Here is a 15419-nt window from a genome sequence, read left to right as displayed (position 1 = left end):
CCATTGGTAAAAAGAAGCCAACAGAATATTTCTTAGCGTGGAGACCAAAGCTGAAAGGACGCTGAATCTGGGGTGATAGGATAGACCGTTTTTTTCTCCCTTAGGACAGCGGGCATCCTAAACTGGGTTTATCCACAACACATACGAATGCAATGCTGGCACGGATTTGGAGTGCCGCGATCGTCGGCATTGATGCCGTCAAGGTCGGGGTAGAAGTGGATATTTCCGGGGGGTTGCCCGCCATGGTGGTCGTGGGGCTACCGGATACGGCGGTGCAGGAATCCCGAGAGCGCACCAAGGCAGCACTGAAAAATGCCGGATTCCCCTTCCCCATGCGCAAGATCGTGATTAACCTGACCCCGGCGGATCTGCGCAAGGAAGGCCCCAGCTTTGACCTCCCCATTAGTGTCGGCATCCTCGCCGCCTCAGCTCAGGTCCGCACCGAAGCCCTCAACGACCTGCTATTTCTAGGAGAAGTGTCCCTCGACGGATCTCTGCGCCCCGTGGCGGGGGTGCTGGCCATCGCCGCCGCCGCCCAGCGTATGGGCATCAAGGGTCTGGTGGTGCCCAGTGGTAATGCTCAGGAAGCGGCGGTCGTGCCCGATTTGACGGTGTATGGCTGTGCCAATTTGCAGGCCGTCGCTGACTTTTTGAATAATCCTGCCCGCCATACCCCAGTGCAAGTCGATGGACAGGCAGCTCTAGCTCGATCACCCCGCGCCAGTCTGGACTTAAAGGATGTGAAGGGACAGGCCCAGGCCCGCCGCGCCCTAGAGATCGCCGCCGCTGGCGGTCATAACCTGGTCTTTGTCGGCCCCCCCGGCAGCGGTAAAACCATGCTGGCCCGACGGTTGCCCAGCATTTTGCCGCCCCTCACCTTTAGCGAAGCCCTAGAGGTAACCCAGATCCATTCCGTGGCAGGACTGCTCAAAGAAAAGGGCTCCCTCGTCGCCCACCGCCCCTTTCGCAGCCCTCACCATTCCGCCTCCGGCCCCTCCTTGGTCGGGGGGGGGAGCTTTCCCAAGCCGGGAGAAATCTCTCTGGCCCACCGAGGCGTGCTTTTTCTGGACGAGCTGACAGAGTTTAAACGGGATGTGCTGGAGTTTCTGCGCCAGCCCCTAGAGGACGGCTACGTCACCATCACCCGCACCCGCCAGTCCGTCGAGTTTCCCGCCCAGTTCACCCTGATCGCCAGTACCAACCCCTGCCCCTGCGGCTACTACGGCGACCCGGTACAGCCCTGCACCTGTTCCCCCCGCAGCCGGGAGCAATATTGGGCCAGACTTTCCGGCCCGCTGATGGATCGCATTGATCTCCAGGTGGTAGTGGGGCGGCTCAAACCGGAGGAAATGACCCAGACCCAATCGGGGGAGCCCTCCGAAAAAGTGCGCCAGCGGGTGGATAAGGCAAGGGAACGGGCGCGTCAACGGTTCCACTCGGATCCGGAGCTTCAGTGCAACGCCGATATGCAAAGCCGCCACCTGCGCCAGTGGTGTCCTCTGAATGACACCACTCGTACCCTGATCGAGGCCGCCGTGGGCAAGTTGGGCCTCTCTGCCCGCGCTACGGACCGGATTCTCAAAGTAGCTCGCACCATCGCTGACCTAGATGGGGCAGAGCATCTGGAGGCCCAGCACGTGGCGGAAGCGATTCAATATCGCACCATTGACCGAATGCAGTAATTCCCATCCCATGATGCTCTCTACCCTGCGATCGCTACCCGCCAATCCCATTACAACGGAGGGCTTTGCCCCCTTTGGCCAGGTGATTTTTCCCAGTGGTGATGGCGCGGTATTGGGTCCCGAAGATGCCCAGCTTGACCTGAGCCAGGGCATTCCCCGGTTCTACATCATGCAACTCACCCGCAAAGGGCGGCGGTTCCACACCATCACCCGCCACCAGCGCTGTACCCAATGTCTAGGGGCGCTGGCGGGGGCGACTTGGCTCTTGGCGGTGGCTGCCCCCGGTGAAGGTGAGGAACCGGATCCCAATGCCATTCGCGCCTTCCAGATTCCGGGAGACTGTTTTGTCAAACTCCACCGGGGCACCTGGCACGCTGGCCCCTACTTTGATGCCCCTGTGGTCAATTTCTACAACCTAGAACTGAGCGACACCAACCTTACAGACCACCACACCTGTAACCTGCGCAGCCGCTACCACCTAGAATTTGAGATTGTAGATTCCGGCTCAGGAGGATGACCCATGGCGAAATATGTGATGTGGGGCAGCTATTGCGAAAATGCCCTGGAAAAGCGCACCCCCTACCGGGAGGCCCACCTCAAGGGGCTTCAGGAACAGAAGGAGACAGGCATTCTCGTAGCCCTAGGGCCAACGGTGGACAATGCCAAGGTGTTTGGCATTTACGAAGCCGAGGACGAGGCTCAGGTGCGATCGCTGATTGAGCAAGATCCCTACTGGCAAAACGGCATCTGGACCGACTATGAGGTTCACGCCTGGAATCAGGTGTTCTAGGGGCTGTGGACAATCAAAACCAGATTGTTGGTTATGGGGCGGTTACAGCCCCTAGCTTGATTCAGACGGGCGTGGTCATGCCTACCCCGCAAGGGTTTCCCCGTTAATGCTCCACACGCCCGAGAACTACCCCACCACCCCAGCGAATAGGTCACCGTAGGATTGAACGGTGGCGGTATCCTGAGCCACAATCTCCACGGTCTTGTTCTGGGCGGCGGGGAGGGATAGGGCTTCGATACAGGTTTCCGCGACCTTCCAGCGGGGAACATTGCCTTCAAACAGGGTATCGGGGGCAGCCATGATCAAGGGACGGCTATCACTATCGTCACTCTTGAGGCCACCGGGACGGACAATGGTGTAGGTCAGGCCGCTCTTCCGCAGGTAGTCCTCCGCCTGCTTTTTCCACCACAGCACCAGCCAGAACAGGTTCAGGGGATGGAAAAATTGGGAGACACAGAGGGAGGAGACCAGGACAAACTGCTGGATCTGGTGGGCCTTGGCCACGTTTACTAAGTTTTTGGTGCCTTCGTAGTCCACCTGGTAGGGGCCAGTGGGGTCAAAACTGGGTCGGGCTCCAGTTGCGCAGAGGACGACGGTGCAATCTGCGATCGCAATTTCTAAACTCTCCCGCTTCAGCACGTCACCCTGAACACATTCGACCCCAGCGGGAAGTTGAGACCGCGCCTGGTCCAGATCACGCACGAGAGCCTTCACTGAGATATTTTTAGCCACCAACTGCTGCACAATTCGCCGACCCGTCTCACCCGTAGCTCCAGCAACAAGGGCTTTCATCATGGTTTCCTTACAGGATTGAATGGATGTCCCCACAAGAGGGTCACTGGGGGAAAGCGTATCCTAGGCATCATTTTCGGGAGGCGTGCGCCTCTAAGCTACGGCAACGGGAGGCAAACCTCAGCAAATGCCAGTAGGTCTCCGTTGGGAAATAGACCCGCTCTCAGTGTAATTCCCCCTGATGGGATCAAGGATGACTGGGTTAAGCTATCTCCAGCGATCGTGGCATTGGTCCTCAAATTCACCCCCCAGGTAGATCCTGATCACAGGGTACTACTATTAGAATGGGTAAGAATTAAGGGGATTTGGTGAATTGCCCCCTTGGCATCGACGCAAAGACCTGTGAGGTTCCGGCGCATCTATGCAGACACCGTTTACTGATCTATCCTCCGCTAGCCTGCCCGAACAGCCAATCCACGCTGTATCGGGTTGGGGAGACAGCACCGCCCCTCGCGAAATGGTGGGGCCATCCTTAGTGAAGCCATTTATTTTCCATGGGGCCTACGTGGGCAGCATGGAGATGGCAGCAGATCGCCAAACTGTCGCCAATTACCTAGATATCCACCAAGACTGGTTTCGTCGCTGCGCCCACCCTATGACCGCAGAAGCCATTGGGGATACGGGCTATGCCCTGACCGTGGGCCATTTTGGCGCTATGGGCTACGACATTGAGCCCCGCATTGGTCTCAACCTACTGCCCCAAGACCATGGGGTGTATCGTATTGAGACCATTCCAGTACCCGGTTACACCCCCCAGGGGTATGACGTAGACTTCCGGGCCGCCCTAGAACTCAAGGAACAACCCGCCGCACCAGGGGCAGCGGTATTGACCACAGTGGAGTGGACTTTGGATTTAGACGTGGCGGTGCAGTTCCCCCGCTTCATCCGGGCCTTACCCCCCACCCTACTTCAGCGCACGGGGGATCATCTCCTCAGCCAGGTGGTCCGCCAAGTGTCTCGATGTCTGACCCACAAGGTCCAGGAAGACTTCCACAGCACCTTGGGGTTATCCTTGCCAGAAAGTTTCCAAAAGCGCCATCACCAGTTCTTAGAACGGTTTTCCAAGGGATTTAACCGAGCTTAGACCGAGCTTAGTAAGTATCCTTCCTGATGGACTGACAAACCATTTCCGGCAGGTTGGGTGAAACGCAGTTAGGGAACGCAGTTAGGGTTTGCCTTGTCCCAGATCTGTCTTGGCCTGACGGGTCAAGCTGAGCACGGCTTCTGGGGTCAGCAGATCCTCAGTTGGGGCGTCCATCGCCAGCCATAGCAGGTATTCCACGTTGCCCGCTGGTCCTGTGATGGGGGAGTAGGTCAGGCCGCGATCGCGCCACCCCAACGTCCGCGCTGTAGACAGCACCTGGCAGATAGCCTGAGCCTGATCCGCTGGATCTCGCACCACGCCCCCCTTGCCCACCTTATCCTTGCCCACCTCAAACTGGGGCTTCACCAGCAGCACCACCTCCCGAGGTTGCCCTAGTAATGCCCACAGGGCGGGCAGCACCTTACCTAGGGCAATGAAGGACACATCCATCACCCCCAGATCGGGGCGCGGCGCTTCTAAGGTAAATAAATCCTCTGGGGTTAGGTGGCGTAGGTTAGTCCGTTCTCGCAATACCAAACGCTCATCCTGGCGCAGTTTCCAAGCCACCTGACCGTAGCCTACATCAATGCCGTAGACCAAAGCAGCGCCCTGTTGCAGCAGGCAGTCGGTGAATCCTCCAGTGGAAATGCCGCCATCCAGGCAAACCCGGTCTGTGACAGAAATCTCAAAGGTCTGGAGCGCCTTGGCCAGCTTCTCCCCCCCTCGGGACACGTAAGGGGGCTTGGCCTTGACCTGGATCTCGGCTTCAGGTGCGATCGCAGTTCCCGGCTTATCCACCACCTGATGGTTGACCTGCACCTCCCCCGCCCGAATCACCCGCTGAGCCTGCTGGCGAGTTTCGCATAGCCCCAGGTCTACCAGCACCATATCTAGTCGCTGCTTTGCCAAGGGATACCCATTTCCTGGAGGATCGTGACCAAAGTACCATCAGGGCGGCATCGAGTCCAGCGCCCTACGCCTTTCCATGCTATCCATTTACCGATGAAAAATGGACCCATGAAAAAATGGGCTGGTCCAATGGACCAGCCCACAAAGTTTGGGAACGCTCTGGGACGTGCTTTACTGGAGCACCAGCTTGACGTTGGCGTTCTGAAGACCGGGCCGCTTGACTTCAGCCAGGGTCTTATTGACCGCGTACTTCTGGTTAATGGAGTTGATTAGCTCGGTTTGATTGTGCTTTTTAGCAACTCCCCAGAGATCAGCAATGAGATCAAAGCTGCCATCGCCATTGCGAGACCAGCCTAGATCGTACTCGCCTTCTAAAACAGCAACGATGTCGGCACGAACACGCTGACCGTTGTAGCCCCGAACATCAGCGTCATTTCTGACAGAGATGCCCAGATCCCGCAGAGATTGGGTGAGAACCTCGGCGTCGGCAACTTTCGTGCGCAGGGTGCTGAAGTGAGACATGGGTATTTCCTCCTGAAGAGAACTTGAGAGAGACAACGAGTTGAGAGAGAACGGTAACTCAAGATAAAATCAACAGTTACCTGGTGTGCTGCTAGCAAAAGTGCTAGCCCCTTTCTCCGGTGGCTCCGGAGAAAAAGCCTGTTAAAACTCCATGCGCTGATATTCAGCGACGGAGGCTGCTGCTGGTCGTGCCCGCTGCCGCGCCCAGTCCCGGAGCGCGGTGACCTGTTCACTCATGGTCTTCGATAGGGGCAACGTAGCTCGAATCGCAGCAATAATGTCCAGTTGGGTAAACTCTCGACCCTGGGCAAAGGCTTCATACATGGCGGAGATCAAGCCCTGCTCAATCTCTGCCCCGGAAAAGCCCTCACACACTTTGATGAGCTGGTCGAGGTCAAAGCGGGAGATGTCCCCTCGCCGCTTCTGGAGATGAATATGAAAGATTTCTTTGCGCTCTTCTTCGTTGGGTAGATCCACAAAGAAGATTTCATCAAATCGGCCCTTGCGGAGAAACTCACTGGGCAAACGCTCCACCCGGTTAGCCGTGGCCATGACAAACACTGGGGAGGTTTTCTCCTGCATCCAAGTGAGAAAGGTACCAAAAATCCGGCCTGAGGTGCCGCCATCGGAGTCGGAGGAGCCGCTGCTACCGGAAAACGCCTTGTCGATTTCATCAATAAATAGAATGGCGGGGGAAATGGACTCAGCGGTTCGCAGGGCATTCCGTAAATTGGCTTCCGAGCGACCTACCGTAGACCCGTCGTAGACCCGTCCCAAATCTAGGCGCAATAGGGGCAGTCCCCAGAGGCGTGAGGTGGTCTTGGCAATTAGGGACTTACCGCAGCCCGGAACCCCAAGAATTAGCATCCCTTTAGGCTGGGGCAATCCATACTCACGGGCACGCTCGGTAAAGGCATTGGAGCGCTGGGTCAGCCAATGCTTGAGTTCCTCCAAGCCCCCTACGGATTCTATGGTTTCGTCTACCTCCATAAATTCCAGGATGCCATTGCGCCGGATGAGCTGTTTTTTCTCCGACAGGACAATTTCTACCTCGGCTTCGGTCAATTGTCCGGTGATGACACGGGCTTTGCGATATACCTTCTCGGCTTCGTCCCGAGTCAGCCCCAAGGCAGCCTTCAGCAACTTTTCCCGCACATCGGTGGTGATGGTGGTGCTCTTGGACTGCCCTAGCTCCTGGGTGAGGACTTGATTCAGTTCTCCCATGGTGGGCAGTTGGAAGTCGAGGAGGACAACCTCTTTCTCTAGTTCAATGGGAATTTCCTGAACCGGAGACATCAGAATTACCGTTTTCTGGGTGTCTCGGAAGCTAGAGATAGCATCCCGCAAGCATCGAGTAACGGCGGGGGAATCGCGAAAGGGGTGCAGATCCTTAAAGATAAAAATGCCGGGTTCCCGCTGGCGCATCACCCACTCAATGGCCGCTTCGGGAGAAACGGTGCTGTTGTGCTGGGTGACATTACGGGGCTGGCCATATTCCACAATGCCGTGGGTCATGGTCCAGGAAAATATCCGGCGCTGGGGCCGTAGGCGTTGAGCAACGGCGGCGACCATCTGCTCGGCGCGTTCTTCCTCGAAGGTGACCAAATAGATCAGAGGATATTGAGCCTGTATGAGTACGTTGAGATCTTCTCTCACAATCGTCGCTCCCGCTGTGACTGGTGGCCCCATGCATACTTCCCGGTGGGGGAATTCCCTACGCGCCAGTGCTGATGCTCTGGCTTCAAATGATATTCGCCCCCTGCGGGACTAACAGGTCACCAACTCTCCTTCGTCCGGTAGATTGGCCCCTGTTGCTACGCCCTGCATGGCGACGGGTAGGTCGTCGGCCTGGGCAGGTGCGATCGCAGACTGAATCGGTATCAATTCTCCGTCCCGTACCACTAGGGACTCCGAGCAAGAAGGGCAGCTATAGAGGCGGTGGGTCTGACCATAGCCCTCGGAATGGTCATTGACCACTTCAGCATGACTCATGTAGAACTCCAGCGCCCGTTCCGCAATGGCAGACATAGCCTCACCATCGACCGCAGACCGGATCTTTAGCTGCCGGTGGAGTTCAGACGGCAGATAAAGCGTGACTTTGTTGGCCTTTTGCTGGTCTTGCATATCGCGTTTCAAATCTATTGGACCCGGGTATGGGAATTACCGTAACGACTCTGTTCGGTGCTGTCAAGACGGCATACTGGTATGACGGCATTTTGTTTACAAAGCGCAATACATTGACGGTCTGGTCTAGAGAGCGGGGTGGCTTCGGTGCTGGTGAAGTCTGGAAGTCAGATTGTACAAAGATTAGAGATGGATTAACCTGGAGTTAACGTTCTGCAACGAACTGACGGAGCAGGTTTCTCTAGCCCGGTATAGTTGGCCGCAGGGGTATAGCGAGAACACTGACGGTGATCTCTGGGCTGAACTCGAAGGGGAGGATTCGGCAGTTGTATGGAGATTGAGAAACTTATTGCCGCGCACCAATACCAAGCCGTCCTAGATTATTTTCAAGCTGTGGGGGCACCTCAGGGGAGTCGAGATTGGGCTTTTCAGGGAGAAGCCCTAATCAATCTTGGCCAGTACGCCGCCGCCCAGGCTGCCTTCGCCCAAGCGGTGAACTTGGGGGGAGAATCGGCGGACTTGTGGGTCTCTCAGTCAGTGTGCTACCTGCACCTAGAAAAGCCTGAGAAAGCTTTGACCTGCTGTAATCGGGCCTTGGTGTTGATGCCTCGCCATGAGCGGGCAGCCCTATTTCGAGGCGTAGCCCTACAGCAGCTAAATCGCCATGGAGAAGCCTACGCCAGCTACCAGCAAGCTTTGGGGGCAGCGCGTTTTCCCGCCCAGAAACGTCCCTTAGGCCGGATGAAAGCTGGGCTGAAACGCCTAGTTAAGCGCATAGAGAAATTAGCTGTCGTGCCCATGTAAGCCTGTACTACACTGAAACCATTGGGGAATGCATCAGAGTAGGCACTATGACCTCCACCTCCACCGCTGCTTTTCCTTCCCTAGAGGCAGCCCTCAAGCACTTTTTTGGCTACGACCAGTTTCGCCTTCAGCAGCGGGCGGCCATTGAAGCCGTCCTGAATCAGCAGGATGCCCTAGTGGTCATGCCCACTGGGGGCGGCAAGTCCCTCTGCTATCAGCTTCCGGCCCTTCTGCGGTTGGGGGTGACGATTGTGGTCTCTCCCCTGATTGCCCTAATGCAGGATCAGGTGGAGGCGTTGAACAATAACGGGATTGCCGCCACGTTCCTGAATAGCAGTTTAGATCTCATGGAGGCGCGATCGCGGGAATATGATCTGCTCCAGGGCCGCACCAAGTTACTGTACGTCGCTCCCGAACGGCTGCTGAGCGAGAACTTCTGGCCCTTCCTGACCCGGCTCCAGCAGCAGGTCGGACTGGCGGGATTTGCCATTGACGAGGCCCACTGCGTTTCGGAGTGGGGTCACGATTTCCGCCCAGAATATCGCCAACTCCATCGCCTCCGATCCGCCTTTGCCGGGATACCGATGCTGGCCCTGACCGCCACCGCCACAGAACGGGTGCGCCAGGATATCGTGCAGCAGCTCCAGCTTCAAAAGCCTGAAGTACTGGTGGCCAGCTTTAACCGGCCCAACCTCTACTACGAAGTCCGACCCAAGGATCGGCAAACCTACGGCCATCTACTCCAACAGGTGCAAAGTATTAACGGTGCAGGCATCATTTACTGCCTCAGCCGCAAGCGGGTGGATGAAATTGCTCTGCGGTTACAGAATGACGGCATCGCTGCACTGCCCTACCATGCGGGGCTACCGGACCTGACCCGCGCAGAAAATCAGCGGCGCTTTATTCGAGACGATGTGCGGGTGATGGTAGCCACGATCGCCTTTGGGATGGGCATCAACAAGCCAGATGTGCGCTTTGTGGTCCACTACGATCTGCCCCGCACCCTCGAAAGCTACTACCAGGAATCAGGGCGGGCGGGACGAGACGGGGAGCCTGCCCACTGCACGGTGTACTTTGGCTATGCCGATGTCTCCACCGTCAATTATTTAATCGACCAAAAGCCCGACGAACGGGAGCAAAATATTGCCCGCCAGCAGCTCCGCCAGGTGATTGACTATGCCGAAAGCACCGTCTGCCGCCGTCAAATTCAGTTGGGTTATTTTGGCGAATTTCTCAGTGAGTCCTGCGATCGCTGTGATAACTGCCGCTTTCCCAAACCCAAACAGGACTGGACCATCGAGGCCCAAAAATTCCTTTCCTGCGTAGCCCGCTGCCGAGAACGCTTTGGCATGACCCACATTATCGATGTCCTCCGGGGGTCGGGGAAAAAACGGATTCGCGATCTCCAACACGACCAGCTCTCCACCTACGGCATCGGCAAGGACCGGACGGCGGAGGAGTGGAAAATCCTGGGGCGATCGCTCCTGCACCAGGGCCTTTTGGAAGAAACCGTAGATGGCTTTCCCGTATTGAAACTGAATGCCGCCAGTTGGCAGGTATTGCGGAAACAACTCACCGTAGAGGTGGCCATGCCGGAAGGACTCCAAGGCGTAGCGACGGGAACGACTTCGGCGACGGAGGATGGACTCTTGGCCCGCCTAAAGGCGCTGCGGAAACGACTGGCAGATGCCCAGGGGGTGCCGCCCTATGTGGTGTTTACGGAAACTACCCTGCGACAAATGGCCCAGCGACTGCCTCAGTCCCTAGATGCCTTTGCCCGCATTTCCGGGGTCGGCAGCCGCAAGCTAGAACAGTACGGTCAAACCTTTGTGGAGGAAATCACGGCGTTCTGTGGAGAGCAGGGCATCACCGCTACCGCTACACCCCCGCCGCCCCTCCAAACCGGAGATACCCATGCCATTACCCGGCAACTCTACCAACAGGGCCATTCCCCCGATCAGATTGCGGAGCTCCGTGACCTGCGGCGCAGCACCATCATTCGTCATTTGTCGGACCTGATTGAGGCGGATGATGGGGTGGAGCTGGATGATCTGGTGTCGCCGGAACGACAGCAGACCATCTGGGCGGCGTTGGAGGAGGTGGGCGGTGATCGGCTGGGGGAAATCCGCGATCGCTTGGGTGATGGCTATTCCTATGACGAAATTCGCCTCGTGCGGGGCTACTATCACCGCGCCAAATTGGAGTCATAACAGGAAAATCCGACTCTATTCCCAGGGGTTGCCACCATGGGCAAGCCCCCACCTGCCCTAGGTGTCTTGAGTTATGTGTCTTGAGTCGGGAACCATAGATCCCTAGAATTGACACACATTCTTGGATCAGGTTCCCTGTCCAAGTTCAGCCAGGAGGAACTATGCCCAGCCGTCCCATCATTCTCGGTATCGTGGGCGACAGCGCAGCCGGTAAAACCACTTTGACCCGAGGGATTGCCCAAATCCTAGGCGAAGATCAAGTGACCGCCATCTGCACCGACGACTACCATCGCTACGATCGCCAGCAGCGGAAGGAAATGGGCATTTCCGCACTGCATCCGGACTGCAACTATCTAGACATTATTGAGCAGCACCTAGAGCTGTTGCGGGAAGGCAAGTCCATCCTGAAGCCAATTTACAACCATTCCAGCGGGGCCTTTGATCCTCCTGAATATATCCAACCCCGTAAGTTTGTGATTGTGGAGGGGTTGTTGGGCTACTCCACCGCCACCGCCCGCAACTGCTATGACGTGATGGTGTACTTGGCTCCCCCAGAACCCTTGCGGGCCACGTGGAAGGTCAAGCGAGATACGAGCAAGCGGGGCTACACTGAGGCCCAGGTGCTGGAGCAACTCAAACAGCGAGAATCGGATTCTACGGCCTTTATCCAGCCCCAACGGCAGTGGGCCGATGTGATTGTGTCTTTTTATCCCCCCAGCGACAAGACCGATCAGGATGACCTGCTGCTGAATGTACGCCTTGTTCTGCGTCCCACCATTCCCCACCCGGACTTTACCCATTTGTTGGATGACAAGGGCAACCACCTGGGCGATGCGGTACGGCTGGTGCTGGACCGAGACATGGGCAAGCCGGTGGATGTCCTGGAGATTGACGGCAATGCCACCCAGCAACAGGTGCAGGAACTGGAACGCATTCTCTGTAGTGAAGTGCCCTATCTGGGGCGGTTTTGCAGCATTGAGGGCAACGACAACATTGGTAAGCTGGTGGGCACCACCGGAGAAACGCTGCAAAGCTATCCTCTAGCCCTAACGCAATTGCTGATCACTTACCACATGCTGAAGGCAGACAAGGTAGAGAAGCAGCTAGAGGCAGAGAGCTGAGGTTGGTTTTTGGGTCTAAGGGATTTACACCTAAAAAAAGGCCCAAACGAAAAAAGCGCGATAATTCTGGAGCTTCTTCATAAAATTCCGTTTGGTGTTGATGCATCGGTGCTGATTAGGCATCGGTGCTGGCGGATCAAGAGGGCTTCTAGTCGCCTAAAGTGGTGAAAGTTTCCTATGCTGGGAAGCTGGAGTGTTATACAACCTGGACCTGAAGCATGGATACACAGGCGATTCGCGATCGCATTGAGCTCATCCGCAGTAAGCGGGAAGTTCTGCTGAAACTGCTGGAGCAGCCTGATTTAGGCACCCTTCGCATAGATGTCAACCAAGCCCTAGAGGAAATGGATGACTTGCTGGAGGATTTTGACAGCACCTTTACGGTGACGAATTAAGACGGCGACGAATTAACGGATTTTGATTCCAAGACCCATGGCAGAGACCTATACGGTTGAAATTAATCATCAAGGCACCCTGCATCAGCTTCAAGTGGCTGCTGACCAGACGGTACTAGCAGCGGCCCAGGATGCGGGGATCGAAATTCCCTATTCCTGTAGTGCGGGGGTTTGTACCACCTGTGCCGCCTTGATTACAGAGGGTGAGGTAAACCAAGACGAGGGGATGGGGGTAAGCCCAGACCTCCAAGCGGAGGGCTACGCCTTGCTCTGTGTGTCCTATCCCCGCTCTGACTTGAAACTGGAAACGGAAAAGGAAGATATTGTCTACGAAAAGCAGTTTGGCCAACCTAAGTAGGGTGTTACAGCACTCTGCGGCGTAAATACCCTAACCGTTCTATCGTGATACACCTCGGCCCCTCACCCTAACCCTCTCCCACGGGGAGAGGGGACCGGAAAATGTTGGGCTGACGCGACAATGGTGGGCTGATTTACACCGTGCGGTACTAGTACTCTGCGGCGGAAGTGACCCACCTATCTGCTAACGCAGAAGCCCTTATGTGTCCCGGAATCCCCTTTCATCCTTCATCCTTCTGCCTTGCAGCACTAGTCGTCCTACTAGACCATCCACAGTTTCTACACTTCAGGATTCTGACCCATGACAACCCACTTCATCAGCGCTGAGATCACCCTGACCGAAAATCCCGCCGATCTCCCCAGGGCAGTGGAGGCGGAACTGCAAAAACGGGGAGAGCCCCTGCGCTGGGCGGTGACCGCTGTAGATGAGACCGCTCAAACGGCTCAGGTAGAGGCGGTGGTGACCGCTGGCGTGACCGCTGGGGAATGACTCGGCCCTACATCGCTGTCCTGATTGTCCCCACGGGAATTGGCGCTGCCATTGGTGGCTATGCCGGGGATGCACTGCCTGTGGCGCGGGCTATGGCCCAGGTGGCTGATATCCTGATCACCCATCCCAATGTTCTGAATGGAGCCCAGCTCTACTGGCCCCTCCCCCAGGCTCTCTATGTGGAGGGGTACGGGTTGGATCGGTTTGCAGCGGGGGATTGGGGATTGGCTCCGGTGCACCATAACCGGGTGGGGCTATTGCTGGATGCGGCCATTGAGCCGGACCTGCGGGGACGCCACCTGCAAGCGGCGGCGGCGGCGCGGGCCACCCTGGGCATAACCTTGACGGATTATGGTGTCACCGATGCCCCGCTGGGGGTGACTTTAGACCGGGCTGCTTCGGGGGCCACTTGGGGCACGATTGCTAATCCGGGGGCATTGTTACGGGGGGCGGAACGGCTGTTGCAGGCGGGGGCAAATGCGATCGCAGTGGTGGCCCGCTTTCCCGATGACGTTGATTCCCCGGCTCTACACCAGTATCGCCAGGGCCAGGGGGTGGATCCCTTAGCGGGGGCGGAGGCGGTGATCAGCCATCTTGTCGTGCGCCAGTTCCAGGTGCCCTGCGCCCATGCTCCGGCCCTGTTACCCCTGCCCTTTGACGCTACAGTTGCCCCCAAGGCGGCGGCGGAGGAAATCGGCTACACCTTTTTGCCCTGTGTGCTGGCGGGGTTGAGTCGCGCCCCCCAGTTCGTGACGAAGGGGGATGGGACGAAAGGGGTAACGGAGTCTGGTTCCAGGGAGGATCCCCTTTTGGGTGGAACCCTCTGGGCGCATCAAGTGGATGCGGTGGTGGTGCCCGCGACGGCCTGCGGCGGCAGTGCGGTGCTGACCCTGAGTCGGCGGGTGCCGATCATTGCGGTGGAGGAGAACAGGACAGCGTTATCGGTGTCGCCGGAAGCCCTCGGGCTCCGGGCGATTCGGGTGCCCTCCTACCTGGCGGCGATTGGGGTGATGGCGGCCCACAAGGCGGGAATTGATCCCAATTCCCTAACAAGTGCGATCGCACCTCTCGCACCCCTATAGCGACATGCAGTTGGATTGCGTACATCCCTGAGGGCGCACAGCCGTGCGCCCCTACCTCGGAATTTAGATCCTTTATTAATCTGCAATTCTTGTGGGTCAGGCAGAATGCCTGACCCTGGGCAGCCGGGACGGCTATCCCAGGCTCAATGGACAGCCGGGACGGCTATCCCACAGGCTAATTTAATCTCTACGCCTTAGGCCCCTACAGAGGACCAATTCTGGCGATTTTGCTCAGGGGGCTTTATGAGAACCTGGGTAGCCTGCTAAGATTAGAGACTGGTCAAGAGTGTGCGTTTCCGGAATTGGGTTTCCGGGCGTTGGCTAAGTCCTGCACTCCTGCGTAACAGTGTTTAGCGAAGTCCACAACCATTCATGATTAAGTTGCGTTTGAAGCGTTTTGGTAAAAAGCGGGAGGTCAGCTACCGGATTGTAGCGGTCAACAGCACCTCTCGACGAGATGGCCGACCCTTAGAGGAACTGGGATACTACAATCCCCGGACTGATGAAACCCGTCTAGAGGTGCCCGCTATTGTGCGCCGCCTCCAGCAGGGAGCCCAGCCCACCAAAACGGTGCAGCACATTCTGACAAAGGCCAATGTCTTCGAGCAGCTTAAATCCTCCGAGTCCTGAGCCATTGGTTAACCCTGTGGCCCCCAGCCCACCGGACTATCCGGCGATGGTGCGGTTCTTGATGGAGCCCTTTTTAGAAGTAACGGACTCCCTCAAGATCGATTGTGAAACTGCGGCCAACGCCAGTAAGGTTTGGGTACGAGTCGCCTTTGAAGGGGATGATCGAGGGCGCGTCTTTGGTCGCGGGGGGCGTAATATCCAGGCTATTCGCACGGTGTTGAGGGCGACCGCCGCGATCGCCGGGCAGGTGGCTCACCTAGATGTCTATGGCATGTCCCCCGCAGACGAAGAGCACCATGCTCCCCGCCATAGTCCTCCCCATAAAAGCGCTCCCCATAAAAGCGCTCCCCAAAACAACGATGCTCCCAGCCGTGACGAGAGTCCTCGGCCCCGACCCCGGCCCCGACCTCGCACCCAAGGGGATTAG

18 protein-coding genes are annotated in these 15419 nt (G+C 57.2%); 13 read left to right on the top strand and 5 right to left on the bottom strand.

Annotated elements, in window-relative coordinates; translation table 11 throughout:
• Positions 1-152: 152 nt before the first annotated feature.
• The 3 genes from LEP6406_RS0205000 to LEP6406_RS0204990 are packed head-to-tail and all read left to right on the top strand — an operon-like array spanning position 153 to position 2472.
• Entirely contained in the window at positions 153-1682 is a 1530-nt protein-coding gene (locus LEP6406_RS0205000) for a YifB family Mg chelatase-like AAA ATPase (RefSeq protein WP_008313349.1), read from the top strand.
• 10 nt (positions 1683-1692) lie between these two features.
• Positions 1693-2199: an ureidoglycolate lyase gene (locus LEP6406_RS0204995; protein WP_008313352.1), complete on the top strand. Its 507-nt coding sequence runs from the start codon at positions 1693-1695 to the stop codon at positions 2197-2199.
• A 3-nt stretch (positions 2200-2202) separates the two neighbouring features.
• Positions 2203-2472, top strand: a complete 270-nt coding sequence (locus LEP6406_RS0204990) for a YciI family protein (RefSeq protein ID WP_008313354.1) — start codon at positions 2203-2205, stop codon at positions 2470-2472.
• Between the two features lie 126 nt (positions 2473-2598).
• Here LEP6406_RS0204990 and LEP6406_RS0204985 read toward each other — a convergent pair whose 3' ends face one another.
• Positions 2599-3267 carry an SDR family oxidoreductase gene (locus tag LEP6406_RS0204985; protein WP_317133820.1) on the bottom strand — a complete coding sequence of 223 codons (669 nt, stop codon included), beginning with the start codon at positions 3265-3267 and terminating at the stop codon, positions 2599-2601.
• Positions 3268-3625: 358 nt separating this feature from the next.
• Here LEP6406_RS0204985 and LEP6406_RS0204980 point away from each other — a divergent pair, with 358 nt between their 5' ends.
• A complete protein-coding gene (locus LEP6406_RS0204980) occupies positions 3626-4348 on the top strand; it encodes a DUF1997 domain-containing protein (RefSeq protein ID WP_008313358.1) in 723 nt (240 codons plus the stop codon).
• Positions 4349-4429: 81 nt separating this feature from the next.
• Here LEP6406_RS0204980 and LEP6406_RS0204975 read toward each other — a convergent pair whose 3' ends face one another.
• The 4 genes from LEP6406_RS0204975 to LEP6406_RS0204960 form a co-directional block, all read right to left on the bottom strand.
• Complete coding sequence (locus LEP6406_RS0204975) at positions 4430-5257, bottom strand: TlyA family RNA methyltransferase (protein WP_008313360.1); 828 nt, start codon at positions 5255-5257, stop codon at positions 4430-4432.
• A 171-nt stretch (positions 5258-5428) separates the two neighbouring features.
• Positions 5429-5779, bottom strand: coding sequence for a DUF1257 domain-containing protein (locus tag LEP6406_RS0204970; protein ID WP_008313363.1), 351 nt, complete (start codon positions 5777-5779; stop codon positions 5429-5431).
• A 141-nt stretch (positions 5780-5920) separates the two neighbouring features.
• Entirely contained in the window at positions 5921-7435 is a 1515-nt protein-coding gene (locus LEP6406_RS0204965; protein WP_008313364.1) for a stress-responsive protein Ycf46, read from the bottom strand.
• A gap of 111 nt (positions 7436-7546) precedes the next feature.
• Positions 7547-7903, bottom strand: a complete 357-nt coding sequence (locus LEP6406_RS0204960) for a slr0373 family blue light stress response protein (protein WP_008313365.1) — start codon at positions 7901-7903, stop codon at positions 7547-7549.
• A 330-nt stretch (positions 7904-8233) separates the two neighbouring features.
• On the opposite strand from LEP6406_RS0204960, the gene LEP6406_RS0204955 reads away from it, so the two are divergent.
• From LEP6406_RS0204955 to LEP6406_RS29960, 9 genes are all read left to right on the top strand, one after another.
• Positions 8234-8707, top strand: coding sequence for a tetratricopeptide repeat protein (locus LEP6406_RS0204955; protein ID WP_008313366.1), 474 nt, complete (start codon positions 8234-8236; stop codon positions 8705-8707).
• Between the two features lie 47 nt (positions 8708-8754).
• On the top strand, positions 8755-10917 hold the full coding sequence (recQ, locus tag LEP6406_RS0204950) for a DNA helicase RecQ (RefSeq protein ID WP_008313368.1): 2163 nt from the start codon (positions 8755-8757) through the stop codon (positions 10915-10917).
• A 161-nt stretch (positions 10918-11078) separates the two neighbouring features.
• Positions 11079-12038 carry a phosphoribulokinase gene (locus tag LEP6406_RS0204945; protein ID WP_008313370.1) on the top strand — a complete coding sequence of 320 codons (960 nt, stop codon included), beginning with the start codon at positions 11079-11081 and terminating at the stop codon, positions 12036-12038.
• Between the two features lie 218 nt (positions 12039-12256).
• Positions 12257-12433, top strand: a complete 177-nt coding sequence (locus LEP6406_RS33515; protein WP_008313372.1) for a hypothetical protein — start codon at positions 12257-12259, stop codon at positions 12431-12433.
• A 37-nt stretch (positions 12434-12470) separates the two neighbouring features.
• Positions 12471-12791 carry a 2Fe-2S iron-sulfur cluster-binding protein gene (locus LEP6406_RS0204935; RefSeq protein WP_008313374.1) on the top strand — a complete coding sequence of 107 codons (321 nt, stop codon included), beginning with the start codon at positions 12471-12473 and terminating at the stop codon, positions 12789-12791.
• 300 nt (positions 12792-13091) lie between these two features.
• Positions 13092-13280: a hypothetical protein gene (locus LEP6406_RS0204930; protein ID WP_008313376.1), complete on the top strand. Its 189-nt coding sequence runs from the start codon at positions 13092-13094 to the stop codon at positions 13278-13280.
• On the top strand, positions 13277-14362 hold the full coding sequence (locus LEP6406_RS0204925; protein ID WP_008313378.1) for a DUF3326 domain-containing protein: 1086 nt from the start codon (positions 13277-13279) through the stop codon (positions 14360-14362). The genes LEP6406_RS0204930 and LEP6406_RS0204925 overlap by 4 nt, the downstream gene beginning before the upstream one ends.
• 372 nt (positions 14363-14734) lie before the next feature.
• Positions 14735-14992: a 30S ribosomal protein S16 gene (gene rpsP / locus LEP6406_RS0204920; protein WP_008313380.1), complete on the top strand. Its 258-nt coding sequence runs from the start codon at positions 14735-14737 to the stop codon at positions 14990-14992.
• 4 nt (positions 14993-14996) lie between these two features.
• The gene (locus LEP6406_RS29960; protein ID WP_225886413.1) at positions 14997-15419 is read left to right on the top strand and encodes a KH domain-containing protein; all 423 of its coding nucleotides are present in this window, start codon (positions 14997-14999) and stop codon (positions 15417-15419) included.

It is taken from the genome of Leptolyngbya sp. PCC 6406 (genome assembly GCF_000332095.2).
Classification (GTDB): Bacteria; Cyanobacteriota; Cyanobacteriia; order Phormidesmidales; family Phormidesmidaceae; genus PCC-6406.
Note: the sequence above shows the minus strand (reverse complement) of the source record. Positions and strands in the feature narration are given on the sequence as shown.

Coding starts and splice junctions, on each gene's coding strand:
- LEP6406_RS0204925 (WP_008313378.1), top strand. CDS start 13,277: ATGACTCGGCCCTACATCGCTGTCCTGATTGTCCCCACGGGAATTGGC.
- LEP6406_RS0204930 (WP_008313376.1), top strand. CDS start 13,092: ATGACAACCCACTTCATCAGCGCTGAGATCACCCTGACCGAAAATCCC.
- LEP6406_RS0204970 (WP_008313363.1), bottom strand. CDS start 5,779: ATGTCTCACTTCAGCACCCTGCGCACGAAAGTTGCCGACGCCGAGGTT.
- LEP6406_RS0204935 (WP_008313374.1), top strand. CDS start 12,471: ATGGCAGAGACCTATACGGTTGAAATTAATCATCAAGGCACCCTGCAT.
- LEP6406_RS0204945 (WP_008313370.1), top strand. CDS start 11,079: ATGCCCAGCCGTCCCATCATTCTCGGTATCGTGGGCGACAGCGCAGCC.
- LEP6406_RS0205000 (WP_008313349.1), top strand. CDS start 153: ATGCTGGCACGGATTTGGAGTGCCGCGATCGTCGGCATTGATGCCGTC.
- LEP6406_RS0204960 (WP_008313365.1), bottom strand. CDS start 7,903: ATGCAAGACCAGCAAAAGGCCAACAAAGTCACGCTTTATCTGCCGTCT.
- rpsP (WP_008313380.1), top strand. CDS start 14,735: ATGATTAAGTTGCGTTTGAAGCGTTTTGGTAAAAAGCGGGAGGTCAGC.
- LEP6406_RS0204990 (WP_008313354.1), top strand. CDS start 2,203: ATGGCGAAATATGTGATGTGGGGCAGCTATTGCGAAAATGCCCTGGAA.
- LEP6406_RS0204980 (WP_008313358.1), top strand. CDS start 3,626: ATGCAGACACCGTTTACTGATCTATCCTCCGCTAGCCTGCCCGAACAG.
- LEP6406_RS0204955 (WP_008313366.1), top strand. CDS start 8,234: ATGGAGATTGAGAAACTTATTGCCGCGCACCAATACCAAGCCGTCCTA.
- recQ (WP_008313368.1), top strand. CDS start 8,755: ATGACCTCCACCTCCACCGCTGCTTTTCCTTCCCTAGAGGCAGCCCTC.
- LEP6406_RS0204995 (WP_008313352.1), top strand. CDS start 1,693: ATGATGCTCTCTACCCTGCGATCGCTACCCGCCAATCCCATTACAACG.
- LEP6406_RS33515 (WP_008313372.1), top strand. CDS start 12,257: ATGGATACACAGGCGATTCGCGATCGCATTGAGCTCATCCGCAGTAAG.
- LEP6406_RS0204985 (WP_317133820.1), bottom strand. CDS start 3,267: ATGATGAAAGCCCTTGTTGCTGGAGCTACGGGTGAGACGGGTCGGCGA.